Below are 23,688 nucleotides of genomic sequence, written 5' to 3' on the forward strand. Positions count from 1 at the left end.
TAAAAAAATATAAATATTATTTAAGCATTCATTTTTTCTTGCAAAGTTTCAAACAACTGCCCCATCGTAATATTTCTCAAAACTTCTTCCATCGCGGATTGTGCTTGAATTAAAATAATTTCTAACACCGCTTGAATATTCGCCCCAATTGGACAATCTGGATTCGGTTGCTCGTGAATATGAAATAGCTTGTCTTCTTCGACTACGTTCACTGCATGATACACATCTAACAATGTGATTTCATGTAAATCCTTTAGTAATCCCGCGCCACCCGGTCCACGATTTACGTAAACAAAGCCAGCTTGTTTCAAGTACGACATGATTTTACGAATGACTACTGGATTTGTATTGACACTCTCAGCCATATAGTCTGAAGTACAAAGTGAAGATGGATTGTTTTTCAAAATAGATAAAATATGAACAGCTATGGAAAAGCGGCTACTAATTTTCATCGTAATCACCACCTCGATGTAATCATTATAGTTACAACTAAAAAATAAGTCAATCCTTTTCATAGATTTTTTATAAGCAAATTAAAAAGTGCCCCATTATGATATATGAGACACCCCTTTTTATTCTGCAAATAGCGCTTGAAATTCTTCAATAAATAGCTGTACAGCGATTGAAGAATCCTTTAATGAAGGAACAGCTAAAGCAATTTCTCTCCATACTTGCGGCTCCAATTCTCTCGTTTGCACATTCTGTGGTAAATTCGTTAAAGATAATTCAGCTAATATTGCAATGCCTAATCCTTCTTGAATCATATTTAAAGCTGTAGTAACGGTAGAAATTACATACTCAGCCCGAAGTGGTACGTTGGCTTGTTTAAACATATCAATGATGGGTGGTTCGTATCCGCCCTTACATAATATGATCGGTTCATTCTCCAAATCACGAATTGTAATAGAGTCCTTCTTACAAAGAGGATGATCCTCTCTTAAGATAGCAACCATTTTTCCCTTCGTTAACGGGACAATCTCCATCTCTTTATTAGGCAAAATAACAATTCCTATATCAACAACCCTCGATATTAACCAATCTTCAACTTCTTTAATTGTTCCTTCACAAAGAACGACCTCTAAGCTCGGATACTTCTCCTTAAAATGGTTTATCATTTTCGGTAAGAAATGTGCAGAAGCACTCGGAAAACTCCCAATTCGAATCGTCCCCACTTCGTGTCCTTTCTCCATCGCAACTTCTTGTTCAATCTTCTCTACACCGTTCAAAATCTCTCTAATATGTACAAGAATTCTGTTTCCTACATCCGTAACGAGTAATCCTTGTCGTTTATCACGTATAAGAATCGTAACTCCTAACTCTGACTCAATACTTGAAATTGCATGACTTACAGCTGGCTGCGTCATATTTAACACCCTGGCAGCCTTCGTAAAACTACCTAACTCAATAGTTTTTATTAATACTTGCAGTTGTGTAATAGTCATAACTAATCACTTATACTCCTTATAAAAAAGATTCATTTTATTTATTACATTCGATATCATATCATAGTGAAATGAATAACAACAAGGAGGTCTTACCGTGACACAGCTTTCTCGAACTAAGACGGCCATAATCCTTACCTTTCTCGTTTTCATGTGGGGAATCAATTGGCCTTTATCTAAGTTTGCCCTGCATTATACACCACCCGTTTTATTTGCAGGCGTTCGAACTTTAATTGGAGGATTCATTTTACTCCTTTTCGCTCTACCCAAATATAAAGAATTACATTTAAAAGAAACGTGGCATTTATACGTTATTTCTTCTTTACTTAACATCATTATATTTTACGGGTTACAAACTGTTGGTCTTCAATATATGCCTGCTGGGTTATTTTCCGCCATTGTATTTCTACAACCAGTTTTACTCGGTATTTTCTCGTGGATATGGCTTGAAGAATCAATGTACGGCTTGAAAATTTTCGGGCTTGTTCTCGGATTTATTGGTGTAGGTGTTATTAGCTCAAGCAGTTTAACAGGACATATTTCTGTTATTGGAATCCTTCTCGCGTTAGGATGCGCTATTGGCTGGGCACTTGGCACAGTATTCATTAAGAAGACTGGTCACCGTGTGAATGCCATTTGGATGGTAACAATTCAGCTTCTTATCGGTGGTCTTTGTTTAATCGGATTTGGCTCAGAATTTGAAAGTTGGTCTAGTATTGCTTGGAGTATGCCATTTGTTAGTGTACTACTCTTTATTTCATTCTTTGTTATTGCAATGGGGTGGCTTGCATACTTCACACTCGTTGGAGCTGGTGAAGCGAGTAAAGTAGGGGCTTATACATTCCTTATTCCCCTTATCGCTATTATTGTAAGTTCAATCTTCTTACATGAAGCCATTACAATGAGCTTATTTATTGGCCTATTATTTATTGTTGTGAGCATTTGTTTTGTAAATATAAAGCCGAAAACACTTGCTGTAAGGCAGCAGGTTGAAGTGAAATAAATATGAGAAAGAGCCTACTATTTGTAGGCTCTTTTTTATATCTTATTTTTTACGACGCACTACAAAAACACACGCACCTACCGAAGATACAATTGCCAAAATAGATAAAACAATTGCTATCAACTGCATATTACTAGTACCTTCATTCTTTTCTACATTAGATACTTCACCATGTTCTCCTGTTAATGACGTACCTTTTGCAATTGTAGTAAGTGAATGCGGTTTTTCAGCTTTCTCATCGCCTGTCCATTCAACAATTTCTCCGTCTTTATATTGTTGATATGCATCCCAAGCTATTTTTTGTTCTTTATCCGGATTTTTAGCGACGAAAGTAAATCGCTGGAACTGACCGGGTAAAATCCCTTCTCCTATTGCTTCCCATACTACAGTTTTCACTTTTCCGGCATTATCTTTCTGCTCTTCCATTTTCCACCCTGGCACTGGTTCATACTGTTGGAATTCCACACCAGACGGTATTTTCAGTGTAACTTTTGTTGTTGCTATATTCTTTTCAACTGGTACTTTTATCGTGTAAGTCTCCCAAGAACCGATGTCAGAAGTTGCTGGCTTCACAGTAACGTGCGCACTAACAGGTAACGAAAACATTCCCATTGTAATTGCTGTTGCGATCATTGTTGTTCCTAATTTTTTTATACGTTCCATTTTCAATTAGCTCCTTTTTATCTATACCTACTCTTTATCCCGCTATTCGCCGGGTAGCCCAATTGATGAGGGCTGCTTAAAGTTTCACTTTATCTGCCACCTACAATAAATTTATAATCCGTATCGAAGCTATCAAGCGATTTCGTTAATCCATGTACTTGTATATTCCAGTTTCCTGTCATGTTAATATACATACCTTCTGCTTCATATTCTCCCGGTGAAACTGCCGAAACTTTAAATGATCCTTTTCCCATATTCATATCTAACGATTGAGTCGTTAATATAATTTGTTCCATATCAGTAACGGGTTGTCCGTTCTCATCCTTTAAAGTAATATGGAATATATTTTGTCCTACTCTATTAGGACTTACATTTAGCGTCATTTCATATCCATTATCTAATTGTTTACTCTCTGTAAAAGGTCCAGTAGGAGGCATCGGTGGTGTTTGTACGTTTGTCATAAAAGCTCCGATGACGAAAATGATAATTCCAATGATAAACTCTACTTTCACCGTAGCACCTAATCCTTGCTCCGCTCTCATTTTCCCTTTCACATAATGAATAATTCCCAATATCCCCATGAAAACGAATAAAAGTAGCTTTGCTAGTAAAGCTACTCCATACTTCGTATCAAATAACGAGTGGATTGTTGGAATAAAAAATGTACTGTTAAAAAGACCTGTTATTAAAATCACAATGACAGCGCATGTTGCCCACGGTGAAAAACGCTTAATCATATCCCAATACATATTCCATTTGTTATCCTCTTTACGTAACAGAAGAATAATAGACGATAAACCACCAATCCATAATGAAGCTGCGAATAAATGTAAAAAATCCATAACAACAGCAATATCTTTAAACTTTAAACCATATGCGTGACTATTAAATGCTTTCATAACAAGTATTCCAATAAACAGCACTATTGGAATACTCCATACTTTAAAAGACGATAGCTTCTCACGCCTCATCGCAAAATACGTAACGATTATAAGCGAACTAACGAGAACCATTTGAGTAATCCAAACATAACTAAAAACAGAAAGCTGTAACGTTTCTTTTAATAGTAAAGGATTGAATGCTTCTAGCCATGAAACATCAGCATTTATTTTCGCTTGCAGTGGTAGATTGAATAACAAGCTAGTAAATATCCCTAATAAGGAAATCCATATTATGTTCTTACTCCTTGATCGAACCGAGGTTGCATTCCCTTTATACATAATAAGATTAAAGAATAGCACTCCTATAAATAGTGAGAAACTTGTATATAAAATTCCACGTTCAATGATCATATCAATTTGCGGAACATATCCCATCTCTTCTACTTGTATATCATCTGCTCCAGCTTCCGCTAATCCAATACGGAATGGAATAACTCCTTGAATGGGATGTCCATCAGCTGAAATAGCTTTCCACTGAATAGAGTAGAGACCATTTTTAAGATTCTCTTTCAATCCAGCTTCTAATAGCTTTTTATTTTTTTTATCAATATGAGCATCTTTTAAATCGACCCTTTTACCTGATGTATCTCTCACGTACAATGTATTAAAACTTGAGATTTGTATGTCCTCATCGAATTCGATTTTTACAACAGATGGTGCTTTCTTCAATGTTTCATTTTCAGTAGGGTTTGATTTCACAACGTACGCATGAGCAGATGCACTTTGCGGGATCAATATGATAAGCACACACACAAGTAATAGCCATGTCCCTAATCTTCTCATTACTTTCACACTCATTTCACTTCTTTCTTCCTCATTGCTCTATTTTCATTATTTTAACTTCCAAAGTTTGATTCTTGGGCAAAATATTAACCTGATTAAATATAAATTTCTATAAAGTATAACTCTTTATTTCTCTTCCACCTCTAAGCTTCCAATATAATAGTAACTATTATGATAGATACAACTTACATTTTTAAAGCCGATTGTTATTATATCATAAAATATATTTATGTAAGTTATCAAAGAAGAAAAGTTATCGTGAATCATTTGTGAAGAAAATGTGAAATACATAAATAAAAAGGTATTACGTTATTACGTAACACCTTTAAAAAAATATCCCTCTTCTATTTCTCTTCCGGATAATCACAATACTCGATAATCGTTCCTTCAGTATCCGCTGGGTTAAGATAAATTAACCTTCTACCGTGCTTATTAATGCGTAGTGTATGCTCTAATGTCCGAATACCTTGTTCTTTTAACTCTTCTAGAGCCACATCTAAATCATCGACACGATACGCAACGTGATGTACACCTTTACCTTTTTGTTTTATAAATCGGGCAATTGGTGAAGTGGTGTTATTTGTCGGTGCAAGTAATTCAATTCTATCTCCATCCACTTCAAGAATGGCTACTTCACTTTCTACACCTGTTGCCTCACTTACGTAACGATCTATTAATTCTCCTGATAGAACCTGTTCATAAAAACGTATCGTACTATCTATATCACGAACTGCGATTCCGATATGATCAATTGTTTTTTTCATTTTATTTCCCCTACTACTTTATTTTTTCTCATTATTAATAGTAACAAAAAAAGCTATAGAAACAAGTTCTATAACTTTTTTATTTAACCTATTTTCTTATCCGCTCTAGTTTCTGGTTGAACTTGGTTTTTCACTTTTAAAATGCTAAGTCCATATCCGATAAATCCACCGATAATCGCTGGGAAGATCCAGCCTAATCCTACTTCCTGCATCGGAAGGAATTTAGTGAACACTTGGCTTACTACTTCAATGTTAACTCCAGCTGCACTTAATCCATCGAATAAGCTGATGATAAATGTTACGATTAAGCTCACTTGATAAACTTCAGCTCTTCCTTTGAATAATGAATGGAAGAATGTTAAGAAAATCAATACGATTGCTAGTGGATAAATTGCTGTTAATACTGGAACAGAAACTGCGATTAACTGTGTTAATCCTACATTTGCAACAATTGCACTAAATACACATAGCGTGATTGCAATTGCTTTGTAAGGAACATTTGGGAATAACTTATGGAAGAATGAAGAACATGCTGATACAAGTCCCACACTAGTTGTTAAACAAGCTACTGTAATCATTAATCCTAATAATACTCCGCCATATGATCCGAAATAGTAGTTAGAAACTTTTGCTAATACTTCTCCGCCGTTCTCTAAATGTCCAAGCTTTGCAACACTTGAAGCACCCATATAAGAAAGTGCTGTATAGATAATTGCTAAAATAGATGCTGCAATAATTGTCGCTTTTGCACAAACGACCATAATTTGTGTTTTCGTTTTCGCACCTTTTTCTTTAATAGCATTGATAATGATAATCCCGAATACGAATGATGCAAGCGTATCCATCGTTAAGTATCCTTCTTGGAATCCTTTAAAGAATGCATGTGATGTATAAGCTTCCACTGGTGCTTGCATATCTCCAATCGGATGTATAAAAGCAACGATTACTAAAATACCGATGAAAGTCAACTTAATTGGTGTTAAGATTTTTCCAACAATATCGACAATTCTCGCGGGATTTAGCGAAAAAAAACAAGTGATACTAAAGAATATAATTGTGAAAAGAATTAAAGGTGTAGAACCTACTCCTTCTGGCATAAACGGTTTAAGACCAATTTCATAAGAAACATTTCCTGTTCTCGGTATTGCAAATAACGGACCAATCGCTAAGTATAAAACTGTTGTAAACACAATCCCAAACACTGGGTGAGCACGACTAGCTAACGACTGCAAATCATCTTTACCTGAAAAACCAAATGCTAGCACACCTAGTAATGGTAATCCAACACCAGTTACTAAAAATCCAGCGTTAGCAATCCATACATTCTCTCCTGCTGATTGACCAAGCATCGCTGGGAAAATTAAATTTCCCGCTCCAAAAAATAGTGCAAATAACATTAATCCAATAACTACTATGAACGAAAACGGTACTTTATTCGCCATAATATAACCCCCATTCAAGTTTCCTTATCTCATTTTCCAATTTTAACTAATTGAATTTTCTGAATATTTAATTTAAGTATCAACTATTCTTGAACTCATTATAGTTTGCTATATAATATTTTGCAATACTATTTTCGAACTTTTCTTTTATTTTATAAATATACATTTTTTAACATGAAAAATAGACTAAAAAACCAACATGGTCATCCATGTTGGTTTTTCCATTTACTATCATGAATTAAAATTTTGCTGCTACTTTTTTAACGTTTTCTAGACCTTCTTCAACAATTTGTTGTGAACGATCTGGATATTGATTGTGTCCTTCAATTACAACTGTCTCTGGATTTGTAATTCCCCAGAATCCAAGTACCGTTGTTACGTAATTAACTGCCATTTCCATAGGAGCCATTTGCTCTGAAGAGTAATCTGAACCACGAGCACCTAACACAACTACTTTTTTACCACCAACTAAACCTTCTGGGCCATTTGCTGTATATTTAAACGTTTTTCCAGCTTGAGATAAGTATGAAATATATGTGATTAATGGCGCTGGTACTGTAAAGTTCCATAATGGGAATGCAAATACAACCTTATCAGCTTCTAAAAACTGATTTAAATATTGATCTACTGTAGCAACTGCCTTCTCTTCTTCAGCAGTTAACTCCATGCCTTGGCTACGTTTATATCCACCTGAAATCGCGATATTTCCGTAATAAGGAAGATCTAATGCAAATAAATCTAATTCCGTAATTTCTGTATTTGGATTTGCTTCTTTATAAGTACTTACAAATGTTTCATACATTTTTGAACTAACTGCTTGCTCCGCTGGACGATCGTTTGCTTTTACAAATAATACTTTTGACATTTTTTTATTCCCCTCTACATTCGTATTTTCTTCTTTTTTACCAAATAATGAGCTAAATAGTCCCATTTTCTTCACCTAATCTTTCTTTTCATATTCATTATTCATCATCATAAAAATTCTTATTCTAAGAAAAAGTTCCAATAGATACCTTAAGTTAAGCTATCAAAACTTTTTGTTATTTAATTACCTTATGTAAGTGATTGTAATATAGTCACTTACTTTAGTCAAGTAACTTTTAATAAAAAATAAAATCTCAATTCAAAAATATTAACTAAAATACAATTGAACACCAAATACATCTTTATTACTTGTATAATAAACTTAGAGAGGAAAATTCATATATAGAAAGGATTTATTCATGAGCACTATAGAAAAGATTCAAACTTTTATTATTCTTTTTGCTGTTACATGCGGCATCGTACTCGGACAATTTAATATGATACATACGTATTCAGACCAGTTTATTGTCCCCTTCTTATTTTTCATGCTATATGGATTATTCCTCAGCATCCCATTAAAAGAAATAAAAAACGGATTTCGTAATTTAAAATTTGCTGGAACAAGTCTTACTATTAACTTCTTATGGACACCTTTACTCGCTTGGGGATTAGGAGCACTATTTCTTTCAGATCATCCAGCACTTTGGGTTGGATTTATAATGTTAATGGTTACTCCATGCACAGATTGGTACTTAATCTTTACTGAAATAGCGAAAGGAAATGTAGCACTTTCTACTGCAATTTTACCTGTAAATTTAATTTTGCAAGTACTACTCCTTCCAATTTATTTATTTTTATTTGCTGGTGTCATGAAAACTGTAGCGGTTTCTGTTTTAGTAGAAAGTATTGTTATCGTAATCGTCTTACCATTTATACTTGCACACGTTACAAAATTCATTATGAATAAAATGAAAAAAGCTGAAACTCTCGAGAATAAACTCATTCCGTTTTTCAGCTCTGCTCAAATTGTATTTTTAAGTTTAGCAATAATAGCGATGTTTGCATCACAAGGTAAATATTTACTGCAAAATATGAATGTCGTTTTATTATTACTCGTTCCTGTTCTATTGTTCTTCATCATTAATTTTTTACTAGGACAATTTATCGGGCGCATCATGCATTTATCTTACAAAGATACAGTAAGTCTAAGCTTAACAACGTTAGCAAGAAACTCACCTGTTGCACTCGCTATCGCTGTAACAGCTTTTCCAGACGAGCCTCTTATCGCACTTGCACTCGTTATTGGACCGTTGATTGAGTTACCGGTACTAGCTTTTGTTTCACAAGTTTTGTTGCTTATTAAGAAAAAACGGCAATACGCATAATAAAAACCGTCCCATTTTGGGACGGTTTTTATTATGGAAAGATTACATACAACACTTGCTTCTTATTTATCAATACAAATGAAATTACCGAAACTACAAACGTAATAATACCAATTGTAATAAAGTGAAACTTTAATCATTGGGGGTTTTGTTAATCCCCCAATGATTATTAGCCCTCACCACTCCCGCATTAACAGATCCTTTCTAATTAAAAATGATAGGAAACGTAAATATAACGAAAGCTGCCCAAAGTCCGTATATTGGCAAATACTTCGTAACGGCATCTTGGATAGCTTTTAGTCCTGATTTATTTTGCAAGAAACGCATATAGGCAAACATAATCCAAATGAGATTTGCCCAAATCAGTATGTTTACTCCTAAAACAGCAAGTCTATTAGGTGTAATCCCGTAAGAAGAAAGTCTGAATACTATGGCTGACAATGCGACAGTGTCAATAATAAGCGCCAGAACAATTAAGGAAAAATTTATATAATCTGAAATGTTCTTTTTCTCGTCCGAGTCACTCTCAACGATAGAAAATATAGTAACAGCCAATACGCCAAGCAATATTCCGTTGAAGGCCATTAGGAAATTGCGATCCAAGAATGGATTTTTCCCGACCCAAATTACCGTTATAAGATAGATAAGCAACGTAATCAGGACGAGAGGACTAAAAATTTTAGATATGTATGGTGTAATATTTTTAGCAAGCTTAAGATTCATTGATACTAAGTATGCAGTCACAATAGCGAGAGCCGCTGCTCCAAATAAAACAACATTACTAAAATAGAATTCTCCTATATCTAAGTCAACAAAGCTAAATAAACGCATGGTGAATACCGCAAGTATCATTCCGCTCACTGCCATGCTCCCGTAGAGAAGACAATATTCTAAATTAAATTTAATATAGGCTAATCTTGTACTGCCTTTTGAATATTCATTTCCTGTAAATGCAAGCCCTACTAAGACCCATAAAAATATAGGAAGATGTAAATACGCAAGTATGGTACTGTCTTTATAATTTACTGGCAGCGTATTAAGATAATACCCGGAAATTAGGAACAACGCTGCAAGGGAATAAATAATACTTTTTTTCGGAGTATTATTGTAAACAAAATAAGCAGCAATAAAGGGAATTACACCAAAAGCCAAGTTAATTGGAGCAATTGCTTCCTGCTCAACAAAGTGGAAAATGATCCTGGTGCTTATGCCGGCCAGAATAGCTAAAAGGCCCATGAATAAGAAACCTTTTTGAAACAAAGATGTTTTTTCTTTATTTACTTTCTCCTTGAAATGCAACCTTTCATACCAAGCAGCTAGAACCTGGGAATCAGGATTTTGGTCCCATGCTTGTGAGAATGCTTTTTTAAAAGCTTTCGGATCTTTTCTATACATCTTCTCCAACTCATGGGGGTTATCCATATTTTTAACAATCAAATTGTTAATGTTCATAGTTATACCTCCTCTAATTTAAAAAATAAGGTTGTTACCTTTTAACAAAAGCACCTCACTCATTTATTATGATTTTGATTTTAATACAAGTTTTATCGTTTTACAATAAAAAATTATTATTTAAAGGATTTTTTTTATCGTTAAATTTTATATAAAAGAAAAACAAAAGAGCATGACAGTTTTATGTCATGCTCTTTTAACAAATTAATTCTCAAATACAAAATTAATCTTATTATCTTTCCACTCTAATTTCGCATCAAACGTTTTCTCGCCCTTTTTAAAGCCTTTAATTAAGTCAGTCTTTTCACCTTTTAAGAGCTTTGTCATATTCTTTTGCGAAATTGTTTTACTTAATATCTTCTTTGAAATGGTGAAATCACATTGCGTTGTATTATAGTTAGAACAACCGTAAAACGTTGACTTATCAATTACATCGCCATCACATTTTTTACAGCTACCAACCTTTTTACCCGTTGTAAATTTCGATCCTTTTCGTTCAATCGATTCAACATGTAGTCCAGTGAAATCCCACTTCTCAGACATTTCCACTGCATCTTCAATAATTTTAGCTGATAGCTTTTTCGTCTGTTCCATAAATGTAGCTGGTGAAGCTGTACCTTCACCAATTTCCGCAAGACGTTGTTCCCATTTCGCAGTCATTTCTGGTGAAGCTAGTATTTTATCACCAATTGCGGTAATTAATACTTTTCCTTTATCAGTCGCATACACTTGGTTTTTCTTTACATCTATATACTTACGGTCTTTCAGCATCGTAATAATACCTGCGCGAGTCGCTTCCGTACCTAAACCTTCTGTTTTCTTTAATACTTTCTCCAGCTCTTCATTCTCTAAATACTTACCAGCTGTTTTCATTAACGTAATAAGTTGTCCTTCTGTATAGCGCTTCGGTGGCTGTGTTTTTCCTTCTTTCACTTTCACCTTTACAACTTTTCCTTCTTCGCCTTCAGCTACAATTGGAAGAATGGTTTCGTCATCTTTATCGTCTTGGAAAATAACTTTACGCCAACCTTCTTGAATTTGCTGTTTTCCTTTTGAAATGAATTCAGCACGTTCATCTACAAGCGTTACAATCGTTGTATAGTCAAAGATTGCAACTTCATAATGAGCTGCAATAAGCCTTCTTACGATCATATCGTATATTTTCTTTTCATCACCTGAGAGTCTGCTTGGGTTTGTAACTTGCTCTGTCGGAATAATTGCGTAGTGATCTGTTACTTTCTTTTCATTTACATAACGCTTGTTATTCATAATGGATTCAACCGGAGCCGGTAATAAGCCTTTATATTCATCAAACTGACTTAACTTCTGTAAAATATCAGGGAACGTCGCTGCTTCTCCTTGTGTAACATAGTTAGAATCTGAACGTGGATAAGAAACAATCCCTTTTTGATATAGTGCTTGCGTTATATCAAGCGTCTTTTTCGGTGAAAACTTAAAGGCTTTATTTGCCGTTGCTTGCAGTGATGATAAGTTAAATAAAAGCGGCGGCTGAAACTCTTTACGCTCCGTTTTCATTTCCTTCACAACAGCCGGTTTCCCTTGGCAAAATGCCGCAATTTTATTCGCCATATCAGGGTCTTTTAAGCGGGATTCATTATCCTTTTCCCATTTTCCGTCATATTTCTTTCCTTCTATATTAAAGGTTGCAAACACTTCCCAGAAAGGCTCTGACTTAAAGTTTTCAATTTCTTTCTCTCGCTTTACAATCAATGCTAACGTTGGTGTCTGGACACGACCAGCAGAAAATACATCATTCATTCCTTTTTTCTTTAGCAAAATACTAAAAACACGTGATGCATTCATACCAACGACCCAGTCCGCACATGACCTTGTATACGCCTCATAATACGTATTAATTGTATCTGCTTCATCAAGTAGATTTTTAAACCCTTGGTAAATAGCTTGCTTCGTTAAAGACGAAATCCATAGACGCTTCATCGGCTTTTGCACGTTACAAAGATTAATAATATTTCGTACGATCAGTTCCCCTTCACGCCCAGCATCGCCTGCGTGAATAATTTCTGTTACCTGTGGATTATGTAACAGCTGTTTCACAACGTTAAACTGTTTATACTTCGACTTTGTTACTTCAAATTGAAAACGCTCTGGAATCATCGGTAACGTATTAAGTGACCATTTTTTCCACTCTGCGTGATAATGCTCTGGATTACATAACTGCGTCAAATGACCAATTGCCCATGTACAGTACGCTCCATTTGGAAATAACTCATTCGCTTCTACTTCTAAATATCCATCTTTCCGGCGATATTTAAACTGTGAAACAAGAGCCAACCCTTGATCTGGTTTCTCGGCAATAATTAATTTCATTTTATAACTCCCTATCTGTATTCCAGTGTTACTTTCATTGTCTATATGTTTAGAAGCGATGATAAAACAACAATCTTATTTATCATTCGCGGTTTGTCTCGCAAATGTGAGACCTATAATATTATACGCTTATTCTTTATGGCTTCACAATAGAAACTCATAATATAACAATTTCTTTCACATGCTTATAATTAAAAAAGACGCCCTAAAAAATCAAGCGTTCCTTTGCTTACATCTATGAAATTGTGCAGATAATATGCAGATATTAATAAGCATAAGTACCCTCCATATAAACATATGATGAAATGAACGATAGGACAAGGAGGTATCATAATGTTTGCTTATACGTTAACTACCTTAACACTTTGCTGTACTTCGATTCTTATTACATCCTATATTTCTAAACGTAAGGGTACCCTAATGGAGTATATGGTATTTATTATGTCTTTTAGTATGAGTATTGGTTTAAGTATTGGTTTTTACTTAGGCATTCTCTTTAAGGGGGAATTACTATATTCTACTTTGCTTGCTATTTTAATTAGTGGTTTTATCGGTTTCTTAATCGGTCTACGTTTTCACCTATATACTGCTTTAGAAGGAATGTTCTCTGGATTAATGGCAAGTATGATGGGAGCAATGATTACAGAAATGTTAAACGCTCAACAAGCTCATAGTATATTGTTCATTAGCCTTTTACTTACTATAACGATTACTATGTCCTGTGTGATTCAATTGTTATCGGAGAACTTTTCTACTTTTATCCAACAGCGTTTTTTGTTATTACTTTCAATTAGTGTAGTAATTATCGTTGCCGTATTTACGACATTCCCAGATCATACTCCTGCACCTTCACCTGGGCATAACCAACATATACATTAGTACTTGCAACAAAAATGAATAAGCAGCTATCCATAGGATAACTGCTTAATATTACTCTGGCTTATTAGGAATGTTTCGGTTTGGAACATAATCCGATTTGTAATCTGTATATTTTACTTCTGTTACCATCCCAGCTGAAGCATGGTGTAAATCATGACAGTGGAACATCCAATCGCCCGGATTATCTGCTACAAAGGCTACTTCATATTCTTCACCCGGTTTTAAGTTCAATGTATCTTTTACAATTGGAGAACCTTCTATCGGTTTTCCATCTTTACTCAACACCTGGAAAAAGTGTCCGTGTAAATGCATTGGGTGATCATCCATTTTAGAACGATTTACCAATCTCACTTTTACTAAATCACCCTTTTTCACTTGAATTGGGTCAATATCCGGAAATACCTTTCCGTTAATTGTATATACCATTTCATTTCCATTCATTTGCGTATTTAAGTCCATATTATATGTGGCAGTATACTCTTGATTTAACGTGAAACTACCTAATTTTTTAGTACCATATTTCATTATATCTACTTTCGGTAATTTTTCTTTTTCGTCTGTTTTATCTTTCATCTCTTTGCTGCCATCATACTCAATAACAGCTTTCATTCCTTTTGCACCTTTATTTTTCGAATGGTCTTCAACATACCATTTCCCAGGATTATTAGCAGTAAATTCAATATCATAACGTTCACCCGGTGCGATTGAAATTACTTTATCCTTTATAACTTTTGGATCGTTTATTGGTTGACCATCTGTCGCAATTACTTTTATATCATGGCCATGAACATGTATATCATGTGATAGATAACCAGCATTGACGAGTCTAAGACGAACGTTATCTCCCTTATTCACTTTTAATGGCGCTACTAAATCACCGCTTTTTCCATTGATTGTGAATAAATCGTACATACTCATATCATGACCTTCCATCTTCATATTTCCATGGTCCATTCCTTCCATATTACTAGAGTCTTTTTTATCACTGCCCATGTTCATATCAGAATGATCCATGCCGTTCTTATCATCATTCTTTTCCCCATTTTCATTACCTTTAGATTTATTACCTATTTGCCCTTTTGTCATTTCTTTTAACTGCTTATTCATTTCTTCTTTATCTGTAACCCATTCATCCAACATTAATGTGTAATCTTTATCATATTTTTCCTTTGTATCTTCTACAATGAGCGCTCCATACAAACCTCTATCTAATTGATTTACAGAATCTTGATGCGAGTGATACCAGTACGTTCCTGGTACGTTCGCTTCAAATTCGTAAGTGAAACTTTTTCCTGGTTCAACTGCATCTTGTGTCACGCCTGGAATTCCATCCATGTTATTTGGGACAGGATATCCATGCCAATGAATAGATACTGGTGCAGATAATTCATTTTTTAATGTCACTTTCACCTTTTCACCTTTTTTCACCCGAATTTCTGAACCAGGAGATGAGCCATTAAATGTCCAGACTGGAACAATAACACCGTTACTTAATTTTTGCTTTTCTTCTTTCGCTATTAAAGTAACTTCTGGTCCGTTTTCAACTTTCAATGGTGTTGTAGCTGTTTCAGTCTGTAGTGTTTTTTTATCATTCATATTTTTATGATCATTTGTTATATTTGTCGTCACAGAACAGGCAGCAATTAAAAATATTACAGAGACTGTAACGGCTGTTAATACAAATCGCTTCATGGAAAATCCCTCCTTTTTCTTTTTCAAAATCATTATAGAAGTTGATTTTCAAGAAAATAAGGAGATGTAATTAGATCTTACGTAAGCTAATTGGAAGATTACTAAAAGCGGAGACATTACAAGAGGCGAATATTTTAGAAATACAAAATATTTTCCTTGTAGCGACTATACTAGCCGTTCTCGTATTTGTTTTGACGTTATTTCTTAAGAAACAATAACACTGCTATTATTAAATAAGAAAAATGTAGCTAAAATGCTCTTCACAAAAGAACTTACATTTTTGTATAATAAGAACTAATGTTCCTTACAAGAAGACAATAGACTCAAATTACACAAATATATCAAATAGAAGAGGATTGATATACGATGAAAATTGATAGACCAAAAATTTCACCAGAGTTATCTTCAAAGAATTTTCAAGATATTTTTTATGAAGAAGATCCAACATTGGAAGTGTGTGAAATTATAGACTCCACTTTCGAAAATGAATGTGTAGATAGAGTGCGATTATATGATGCGGTGATAAAAAACTGTAAGTTTACTAATACAGACTTTAGCAATATTGATATTACAGATGTTTGTTTTGAAAACTGTGATTTATCAAATGTTAATTTAAGCAATTCTTCTGTTCACAGAGTCGAATTTAAAAACAGTAAATTAATCGGAGTAAATTTCACAGAATCTAGCTTAGGAAATGTTAAATTTGAGAATTCAATTTTGAATTTAGCAGCATTTGGAAATTCCAAACTAGAAAAAATCATCTTCAATGAAACTTCATTAAATAATGCAGATTTTTTTGACTGTAAACTTAAAAAAGTTGAATTCCAATTATGTAGTCTTGATGAAGCTAATTTTGATCAGACATCACTGAAGGGGATAGATATTAGTTCTTCTACCTTTGATACACTTACAGTTTCAGTGAACGATTTAAGAGGATGTAAAGTATCAACATATCAAGCTGTTCAGTTTGCTACTTTATTAGGATTAATAATTAAAGATTAGTATTTCGAAGAAAAGAACCCTATCCCGAATCATGGATTTTTTAATTGTCCACGGTTCGAGATAAAGTTCAAATAAATTAGTGATGACTCTTTTATTATTTAACTACAGCTTGGTTTCCTTTTACATGTTCATTATTTACACTCATAAATTCTTCAATTTCTTCAACTTCCCTAATGATATCTTTTGACAAGTTTTCATACCCGTCTTTCGTTACAAGAATGTCATCTTCAATACGAATTCCAATTGATTCTCCTTCAATATAAAGACCAGGTTCAATTGTTATAACCATACCTTCTTCTAACACTCTATCTTTATATGTTCCTACATCATGTGTATCTAAACCAAGGAAATGGCTGACACCATGATAATAGTATTTTGATAACTCTTCATCTTCTTGAATTAAACCAATTGCTTTACACTCTTCTGCCAGTACCTTTTTTGTATGCTCATTTAATGCAGCGAACTTTAATCCTGGCTTAATAAGCGCTGTTGTTTCTTTTAATGCTTTTAATACAATATTATAAATTTGTTTTTGACGACTAGAGAATGTTCCATTTGCCGGGAATGTATAACTAATATCAGCGTTATAGTAGTCTTTTTGAGCACCTAAATCTAGTAATACTAAGTCACCATTTTGAATTTGTGCATCATTATCTTCATAATGAAGAACTGTAGCATTTTTCCCACTCGCCAAAATTGTATTGAACGCATGGTGCTTAATGCCAGATGATTTCAGTGTAAAATCAAATTGAGCTTCTAATTCATACTCCATCATGCCTGCTTTTGCATTTTTTAACACATTGTAAATACCATCTTTCGTTACAGCAATCGCTTCTTTAATAATTTCAATTTCTTCCTCTGTTTTAAATACTCGTAATTCACAAATGTTCGGATATACATTACCAATTGTTACGTGTGGGTATTTTTCTCTTACATGTTTAGCAAATGCTAATGTTTTTGTCTCCGTACCATTCCAATCACGACGTTCTATATCTAAATATAGATGCTTCGCATTTTCTGTAAAAAGTATATTTGACATTGTCTTTTCAAAGCTATCTAAATATACAACTTTCTTTATACCTGAAATTCCCTCTGCTTCTTCGCTAGAAACTGTCTTCCCAACCCATTTTTCCATTACTGGATCTGATTTTTCAATGAAAAGTGTCTCTTCTACACTATTCCCAAACTTTTTCAGCATAAAAATAACATTTGGTTCATCGATTCCCGTTAAGTAGTAAAAATTACGATTCGGTACAAATTTATAATGTGCATCAGCTGACATATGCGGTGCTTGTCCCGCAAATAAAATCGTAACGGATTCATCAGGTAATGTTTTCGTTAGTCTTTCTCTATTTTGAGCAAAAAATGTTGATTTCATAATAATCCCCCTAGTGTTCTATGTATGCTTGTGAAACTAATCATCAATACAATTTATTCTATTATTGTTATAATTTTTCGTCAATTAATTATACTCATAGCGAAAGGAGAATTTTCATTACTCGGGCCTCTTCCACGCTAAATTATGCATACCACTCCACAATTTCTTGATATTTATTCCATATACTTAAAATCTCATATATAGGAAAGGAGCCATAACTTTGAAACATTATGTAGCAACAGGGTTAGCAATTACTTCTTTATTAATAATTTCAGGATGTTCTAGCAACGTCGAAACAGCACCAGTGAAAAAAGAAACGGCGCAATCTCAACCAAAAAATATAGAAACAGCAAATACGAGTCCGCAAGACTTCTATAAAGAAATTACATCTGGAAAAATCGAGCACATTCACGGAATTGGCTATGCAGGAAATATGTCTGGGGTTTCTATCGCCACTCATAGCGGGATAAAAGTTTATCAAAATGGCAAATGGCTTGAAGCTAAAACTGGACTACATGATTATATGGGCTTTCAGGCAACGAAGAACGGGTTCTTTGCCAGCGGTCATCCTGAACCAGGAGCAAATTTAAAAAATCCTTTAGGATTAATGAAAAGTTCTGATGGTGGTAATACTCTCGAAAAGCTAGCTTTTTATGGAGAATCTGATTTTCATAACCTTGCTGTCGGATATAATACGGAAACAATTTATTTATACAATGAACGTCCAAATTCTAAATTGCAACAAGGTTTTTACTTCAGTACGAACAATGGACAAGAATGGAAAACTAGTAAATTGAAGGGGCTTTCAAGTGCAATCCACTCCTTTTCAGTACATCCAGATCAATCTAGTGTAGTCGCGGTAAGTACTAAAGATGGTGTTTACTTATCTACAGATTACGGAAATACGTTTGAAATATTCGCTAAATCACTTGAATCGACCGCAATTACATTAAGTAATGAAGATGTTATTTATGCGCCTATCAATAAGCAAATCGTAACGAAGAAATCCATTGCTACAAATGAAGAAACAAACATACAAATTCCACCTTTAGATTCTAAAGATGCAATTATGTATATTTCACAAAACCCTCAAAATTCAGCCGAAATCGTATTTGCTACAATGAAATCAAATGTATTCCTCTCTACAGATGAGGGTAATACGTGGAAGCAGATTGCTAATGAAGGAACATTCCAATTTAAGTAGAAGGGTGAATATAACGTGTTTTCAACAATTAGTGAATGGAGCTATCAACTCATGTCTCCTTTAATGGATGCCGCGAATGCTACGAAATCTGTACCTCTTTTATTTTCGTTTTTATTAGGCATAGTAGGTACCCTTGCTCCTTGCCAATTAACAGGAAACATTAGTGCTATTACACTTTATAGCAACCAATCTTTACAAAAGGAACATGTATGGAAACATATACTTTTATTCATTTTAGGAAAAATAATGGCTTTTACGACGCTTGGACTATTAGTATGGTTTTTAGGAAAAGAGATTCAGCAAATATTGACTTTGTATTTTCCATGGTTACGAAAAATGATGGGACCCTTATTAATTTTAATGGGGCTACTGTTGTCAGGTATTATAAAAAGAAGATATTTCTTCTCGATTAAATTTATACGAAATCAAAATGAAGTTGGTTCATTTTTACTCGGATTCTTCTTTTCCTTAGCTTTTTGTCCGACTATGTTCGTTCTATTTTTTGGAACGTTAATCCCTTTATCTTTATCATTTAATTACGGGTACTTGTTTCCAACGTTCTTTTCGATAGGAACTGCTCTTCCTATCGTCGTATTAATGTCCTTCATCTCCTATCTGGGATTAAACGGGGCATTACTAAAGAAGAGCAGGAAAATAGGAAATAGCATTCAGCGTATAGCTGGTTTTCTCCTTATTTTAATCGGATTTTATGATACTGCTCTTTATTGGTAATACATACAAAAGATAAGCTCTAGTGAAATGAGCTTATCTTTTGTAATATTATATTCATTTTTTCTTTTGCTGTAGTTGAGCTAATAAATTCTTAACAAACGCGAGAAACAGCGGGTCATTCTCTTTTTTAGGTGACCATTGCATAATAAGTTGTCGTGGAATTGTAATTTCTATCGGCTGTACAATGAAGTCATGAATAATTTGCTTATGTAGTCCTGATAACGGAACGATTGTTATGCCATTAACTTGTATAGTAAGTGCTAATGCTGAACTAATTGATTCTGACTCCATCACTTTATTAACTGTTATTTCATTTTTCATCAAATACGGTTCGAGCACTTCTTTGCAATCAGAAAGCGGCATAATAAAAGAATAATTTTTTATATCATTAATAGTAAGGTTAGGCGGAACTTTTTTTGAAGAAACCATAACATACGGATCTTCACCAATGACATCATAATGAAATCCTTGTATTAAATTTTCTTTTATAGAAATAGAAAAATCTGCACTACCTGATGATAGCCAATCTAACACTTCTTGATAGCTTCCTTCTCGAACTGCAAGTACATATTGACTATGATCAATATTCCCTAGTTGAATACACTCCGCCAAACAATATACAGTAACGGAAGGATACGTAGCTAGTACAATTTTATACAAGCTTTTATTCTTCAACTGGAAAGCTGTTTCCTCAAGTTTTTCATACTCCATTAGAAGTCGATTCACACCAACTAAAAATTCTTTGCCATTTTCAGTTAGAATCGTTCCTTGTCTAGAGCGATCAAATAACGTTATAGCATATCGTTTCTCTAATTTGTTAATAATATGGGTTATTGCTGGCTGTGTCATATGTAATTCCTTTGCTGCCAGACTAATACTATTTAAACGAGCCACATATGTAAAGACTTTAAAATCAAAAACATTCATTCTGTTCTCCTTATATAAAATATATTTATATCATCTATAAATAACCTTCATTATATTTATGAAACCACTTCATTTACACTGAGTATACATCATCAATATTACAAATAGATGAAACTTATATACCCTAGAGGAGTGTTGATTAAATGAGTACTTACATTTTAGTACATGGAGCATGGCAAGGTGAATGGGCATGGGAATTAGTAAAACCTCAACTAGAGGCTTTAGGTCACACTGTTATTACACTAGACTTACCTGGAAGTGGGAAAGATACAACTCCTTCACAAAATATAACGTTAGATTCCTATGTTGATGCAGTAACAGCTAATATAAATCAACAAAATGAAAAGGTTATTCTTGTTGGACATAGTATGGGTGGAATCGTTATTACTCAAACTGCTGAACTTATACCAAATAAAATCGATAAATTAGTATATCTTTGTGCTTTCTTACCACGAAATGGAGAAAGTCTTGGTAGTAAATTAGACGGAGAAGATGGCCCGCAATTCACTATAAATGAAAATGACTTGACTGCTGAACTTATACCTAATCTAATTGAACAAACATTTTTAAATGCTACAGAAGACGGTTCTATTAAAGAAGCATCTTTTAATCAAATGCGTCCTCAACCACTAGGACCCTTCCAACAAGAGCTGAAAATATCTGAAGAAAACTTTGGAGCCATAGATCGCATTTATATTGAAACGACTCTAGATAGAGCGATTCCAATTGATTTTCAACGCCTAATGAATACAGAAACACCTTGCAAGAAAATTATTACTTTAGAAGCTGATCATTCTCCATTTTTCTCTAAAGCATCGGAACTTGTTCATTACTTAAATGAATTAAACTAAATTTTTCATAAAATAAATAGACACTCACAGGTGTCTATTTATTTTACTAATTAAAAGCTATCTTTACTCTATCTACATTGCCATGCCCTTTTGCTTCATCTTCCACTTTTTATACAGTAGTACTGCACCAAATAAAAATACTCCCGCAACAAATGAAGCTACTGGTAACATCTTTATCATTCCATCTGGAAATACGAGCGGCAATAATGGAAATGCATACACTGCTGGAATACGTACACCAACAATTTTTAATAAAATAAGCATTAATATCATATTTAATAAAGTGACTACAATCCATGAATCAATCGCAAAGTACAATATTGTTCCAACAGTTGCAGATGCAGTTAATACGACTATTTGTTTAAAAGCCATTTTTTCATTGTACATCGGCTTTTGAAGTGATTCATACACGACAACTAATATTGGTGGAATAACTACTAATTGTTCATAACCAGTTATCCAGCATAAACTAATCCATACGAAATTTAGTATTAGAAATACAGTCATATATTTATACTGTATTTGCACTTTTCGCTCAATACCGTTGTTCAATTTAAATATAAGAACACCTATCATTAAAATAAATGTTAAAGCAAATACCGCGATAACAAATGACCATTCCGTCGCATTTGTTACTAACGGTAATAAACCTGTCGCAATGGATGGTGCTAAATTGGATTGAATAACACATAAAAACAACATCATTAATATAAGTGTTAAGCTAACTTTTCCTATATAGAAAATATCCATTTGATTCACTGCAAAACCAATAACAGCTGTTATTGACGGTGCAATAAAGATTTTTTCTGGTTGTCTTAACCATCCTGGTTCACGATACGCCCATAAAGCAATTGCCATCGCTGCTATTTCCGGCAAAATGACTTCCGGATCATTTAATAACACACCAGCTGTTACCATAGCTAAAATAAATAAAATAGCAATCGTATATGAGATGATTGTTTCTTTCTTTGAAATTACTGCATTCATTATTGCATACTCCTTTTTACTTATTACTTTCATAATGTAAAACAACAACTCTTTATACCCTACCGCAGTATTGTATATTGGCATCTTTTCTATTTCAAGTATTAGTATTCATTTACATCCTCTCTCATCCATACACATACAAAACAAAGCATTTTATAGACATTGACACTTATTAAAAGATAGGTTACAATAACTATACATTAGTAAGTAGCTAATGTAATTAAATTTAACTAGAGGTGAAACAAATGAAAAACATTTTATTCCGTATTAACGAATTGTCAAAAAAAGAAAAAGCGAATGGATTAACAGTTGATGAAAAACAAGAACAACAAATGTTGCGCCAAAACTATACACAAACATTTCGTGGAAGCTTAGATTCCATTTTATTAAACACAAAAATTGTTGATCAAAATGGTCTTAACGTTACACCTGCTGCATTACAAGATGCTCAAATACGTTTAAAATTAAGCAAATGAGTTCCGAGCTAAAGAATTCTAATAAAACATAAAAAGAGCTGGATTTCCTATATAGAAATTCCAGCTCTTTTTATTGTCTTTTTTAATTTAGTAAACGAGCGATACATCGCAATTCTCCACGACACAATCATCGCAAATGCAAGTAAGAAAAACATTCCACTTAACTCCGCTAAATCAATCGATTGACTTAAATATGATTTCAACGCTACTCGTACAGCTAATAATCCGACTAAAATAAATATAAATGCTTTTGACGGTTTCATATATATTTGTTCGTCTCTTATTTCAAACTTCGTTGTTTTTATAAGAAATACAGAGAAAATAAGCCCTGCAATAATTGCTTCTATTATTTCTAACGACGTTAATCGGAATTCCGGTAAAAAGTACATCATTGCTCCAGTACTCATAAAAATTGGCGGCAATATAATTTTCTTTTTCGTTACCGGTTTTTTCGCTGCTTTAAAGCGCAGAAACATGACACCAACAGCCATACAAACCGCTAAAATACTTGATAAAAGTGCTATCATACTCT

At 33.8% G+C, this 23,688-nt stretch carries 22 protein-coding genes; 8 read left to right on the forward strand and 14 right to left on the reverse strand.

What is annotated here, in order from left to right:
- Positions 1-20: 20 nt before the first annotated feature.
- Positions 21-452, reverse strand: coding sequence for an Rrf2 family transcriptional regulator (locus tag ACUN13_RS06195; RefSeq protein ID WP_000704073.1), 432 nt, complete (start codon positions 450-452; stop codon positions 21-23).
- 120 nt (positions 453-572) lie between these two features.
- A complete protein-coding gene (locus ACUN13_RS06200; protein WP_000156743.1) occupies positions 573-1,442 on the reverse strand; it encodes a LysR family transcriptional regulator in 870 nt (289 codons plus the stop codon).
- A gap of 97 nt (positions 1,443-1,539) precedes the next feature.
- Between ACUN13_RS06200 and ACUN13_RS06205 the strand changes: the two genes are divergently transcribed.
- Entirely contained in the window at positions 1,540-2,445 is a 906-nt protein-coding gene (locus ACUN13_RS06205; protein WP_000192812.1) for a DMT family transporter, read from the forward strand.
- A 42-nt stretch (positions 2,446-2,487) separates the two neighbouring features.
- On the opposite strand, the gene ACUN13_RS06210 is transcribed toward ACUN13_RS06205, so the two are convergent.
- The 5 genes from ACUN13_RS06210 to ACUN13_RS06230 all read right to left on the reverse strand — a co-directional run bounded on the left by ACUN13_RS06210 (position 2,488) and on the right by ACUN13_RS06230 (position 7,969).
- The gene (locus tag ACUN13_RS06210; RefSeq protein WP_000439685.1) at positions 2,488-3,108 is read right to left on the reverse strand and encodes a YcnI family copper-binding membrane protein; all 621 of its coding nucleotides are present in this window, start codon (positions 3,106-3,108) and stop codon (positions 2,488-2,490) included.
- A gap of 89 nt (positions 3,109-3,197) precedes the next feature.
- On the reverse strand, positions 3,198-4,847 hold the full coding sequence (locus tag ACUN13_RS06215; protein WP_445423728.1) for a copper resistance CopC/CopD family protein: 1,650 nt from the start codon (positions 4,845-4,847) through the stop codon (positions 3,198-3,200).
- A 329-nt stretch (positions 4,848-5,176) separates the two neighbouring features.
- Complete coding sequence (locus ACUN13_RS06220; RefSeq protein ID WP_000750856.1) at positions 5,177-5,596, reverse strand: VOC family protein; 420 nt, start codon at positions 5,594-5,596, stop codon at positions 5,177-5,179.
- Positions 5,597-5,679: 83 nt separating this feature from the next.
- Positions 5,680-7,038 (reverse strand): branched-chain amino acid transport system II carrier protein, encoded by a 1,359-nt coding sequence (gene brnQ / locus ACUN13_RS06225; RefSeq protein WP_342761749.1) that lies wholly within the window; start codon positions 7,036-7,038, stop codon positions 5,680-5,682.
- A 238-nt stretch (positions 7,039-7,276) separates the two neighbouring features.
- Positions 7,277-7,969, reverse strand: a complete 693-nt coding sequence (locus tag ACUN13_RS06230; protein WP_000522528.1) for an FMN-dependent NADH-azoreductase — start codon at positions 7,967-7,969, stop codon at positions 7,277-7,279.
- A gap of 292 nt (positions 7,970-8,261) precedes the next feature.
- Here ACUN13_RS06230 and ACUN13_RS06235 point away from each other — a divergent pair, with 292 nt between their 5' ends.
- Positions 8,262-9,227, forward strand: coding sequence for an arsenic resistance protein (locus ACUN13_RS06235; RefSeq protein ID WP_445423729.1), 966 nt, complete (start codon positions 8,262-8,264; stop codon positions 9,225-9,227).
- 204 nt (positions 9,228-9,431) lie between these two features.
- Here the strand turns inward: ACUN13_RS06235 and ACUN13_RS06240 are convergent, their stop codons facing one another.
- Both ACUN13_RS06240 and topB read right to left on the reverse strand, forming a co-directional pair.
- A complete protein-coding gene (locus tag ACUN13_RS06240) occupies positions 9,432-10,679 on the reverse strand; it encodes a DUF4153 domain-containing protein (protein ID WP_025687213.1) in 1,248 nt (415 codons plus the stop codon).
- Positions 10,680-10,883: 204 nt separating this feature from the next.
- Positions 10,884-13,028 carry a DNA topoisomerase III gene (gene topB / locus ACUN13_RS06245; protein WP_000766755.1) on the reverse strand — a complete coding sequence of 715 codons (2,145 nt, stop codon included), beginning with the start codon at positions 13,026-13,028 and terminating at the stop codon, positions 10,884-10,886.
- Between the two features lie 333 nt (positions 13,029-13,361).
- Between topB and ACUN13_RS06250 the strand changes: the two genes are divergently transcribed.
- On the forward strand, positions 13,362-13,907 hold the full coding sequence (locus ACUN13_RS06250) for a hypothetical protein (protein WP_000458541.1): 546 nt from the start codon (positions 13,362-13,364) through the stop codon (positions 13,905-13,907).
- A 51-nt stretch (positions 13,908-13,958) separates the two neighbouring features.
- Here ACUN13_RS06250 and ACUN13_RS06255 read toward each other — a convergent pair whose 3' ends face one another.
- Entirely contained in the window at positions 13,959-15,599 is a 1,641-nt protein-coding gene (locus ACUN13_RS06255; RefSeq protein WP_342761748.1) for a multicopper oxidase family protein, read from the reverse strand.
- Between the two features lie 366 nt (positions 15,600-15,965).
- On the opposite strand from ACUN13_RS06255, the gene ACUN13_RS06260 reads away from it, so the two are divergent.
- A complete protein-coding gene (locus ACUN13_RS06260) occupies positions 15,966-16,601 on the forward strand; it encodes a pentapeptide repeat-containing protein (protein ID WP_000687265.1) in 636 nt (211 codons plus the stop codon).
- A gap of 94 nt (positions 16,602-16,695) precedes the next feature.
- On the opposite strand, the gene ACUN13_RS06265 is transcribed toward ACUN13_RS06260, so the two are convergent.
- The gene (locus ACUN13_RS06265; RefSeq protein WP_000842981.1) at positions 16,696-17,979 is read right to left on the reverse strand and encodes an aminopeptidase P family protein; all 1,284 of its coding nucleotides are present in this window, start codon (positions 17,977-17,979) and stop codon (positions 16,696-16,698) included.
- 220 nt (positions 17,980-18,199) lie between these two features.
- Here ACUN13_RS06265 and ACUN13_RS06270 point away from each other — a divergent pair, with 220 nt between their 5' ends.
- Positions 18,200-19,183: a F510_1955 family glycosylhydrolase gene (locus ACUN13_RS06270; RefSeq protein WP_025687216.1), complete on the forward strand. Its 984-nt coding sequence runs from the start codon at positions 18,200-18,202 to the stop codon at positions 19,181-19,183.
- Positions 19,184-19,198: 15 nt separating this feature from the next.
- Entirely contained in the window at positions 19,199-19,915 is a 717-nt protein-coding gene (locus tag ACUN13_RS06275) for an urease accessory protein UreH domain-containing protein (protein ID WP_000493100.1), read from the forward strand.
- A 54-nt stretch (positions 19,916-19,969) separates the two neighbouring features.
- On the opposite strand, the gene ACUN13_RS06280 is transcribed toward ACUN13_RS06275, so the two are convergent.
- Entirely contained in the window at positions 19,970-20,842 is an 873-nt protein-coding gene (locus ACUN13_RS06280; protein ID WP_445423730.1) for a LysR family transcriptional regulator, read from the reverse strand.
- A 143-nt stretch (positions 20,843-20,985) separates the two neighbouring features.
- Between ACUN13_RS06280 and ACUN13_RS06285 the strand changes: the two genes are divergently transcribed.
- The gene (locus tag ACUN13_RS06285; protein ID WP_025687218.1) at positions 20,986-21,693 is read left to right on the forward strand and encodes an alpha/beta fold hydrolase; all 708 of its coding nucleotides are present in this window, start codon (positions 20,986-20,988) and stop codon (positions 21,691-21,693) included.
- A gap of 72 nt (positions 21,694-21,765) precedes the next feature.
- Here the strand turns inward: ACUN13_RS06285 and ACUN13_RS06290 are convergent, their stop codons facing one another.
- Positions 21,766-22,680 carry a hypothetical protein gene (locus ACUN13_RS06290; protein ID WP_322367415.1) on the reverse strand — a complete coding sequence of 305 codons (915 nt, stop codon included), beginning with the start codon at positions 22,678-22,680 and terminating at the stop codon, positions 21,766-21,768.
- A gap of 245 nt (positions 22,681-22,925) precedes the next feature.
- Between ACUN13_RS06290 and ACUN13_RS06295 the strand changes: the two genes are divergently transcribed.
- Positions 22,926-23,156, forward strand: coding sequence for a DUF896 domain-containing protein (locus ACUN13_RS06295; RefSeq protein ID WP_000789773.1), 231 nt, complete (start codon positions 22,926-22,928; stop codon positions 23,154-23,156).
- 47 nt (positions 23,157-23,203) lie between these two features.
- On the opposite strand, the gene ACUN13_RS06300 is transcribed toward ACUN13_RS06295, so the two are convergent.
- Entirely contained in the window at positions 23,204-23,683 is a 480-nt protein-coding gene (locus tag ACUN13_RS06300) for a CcdC family protein (protein WP_000561044.1), read from the reverse strand.
- Positions 23,684-23,688 lie beyond the last annotated feature (5 nt).

Source organism: Bacillus cereus group sp. Bce041, from assembly GCF_052646455.1.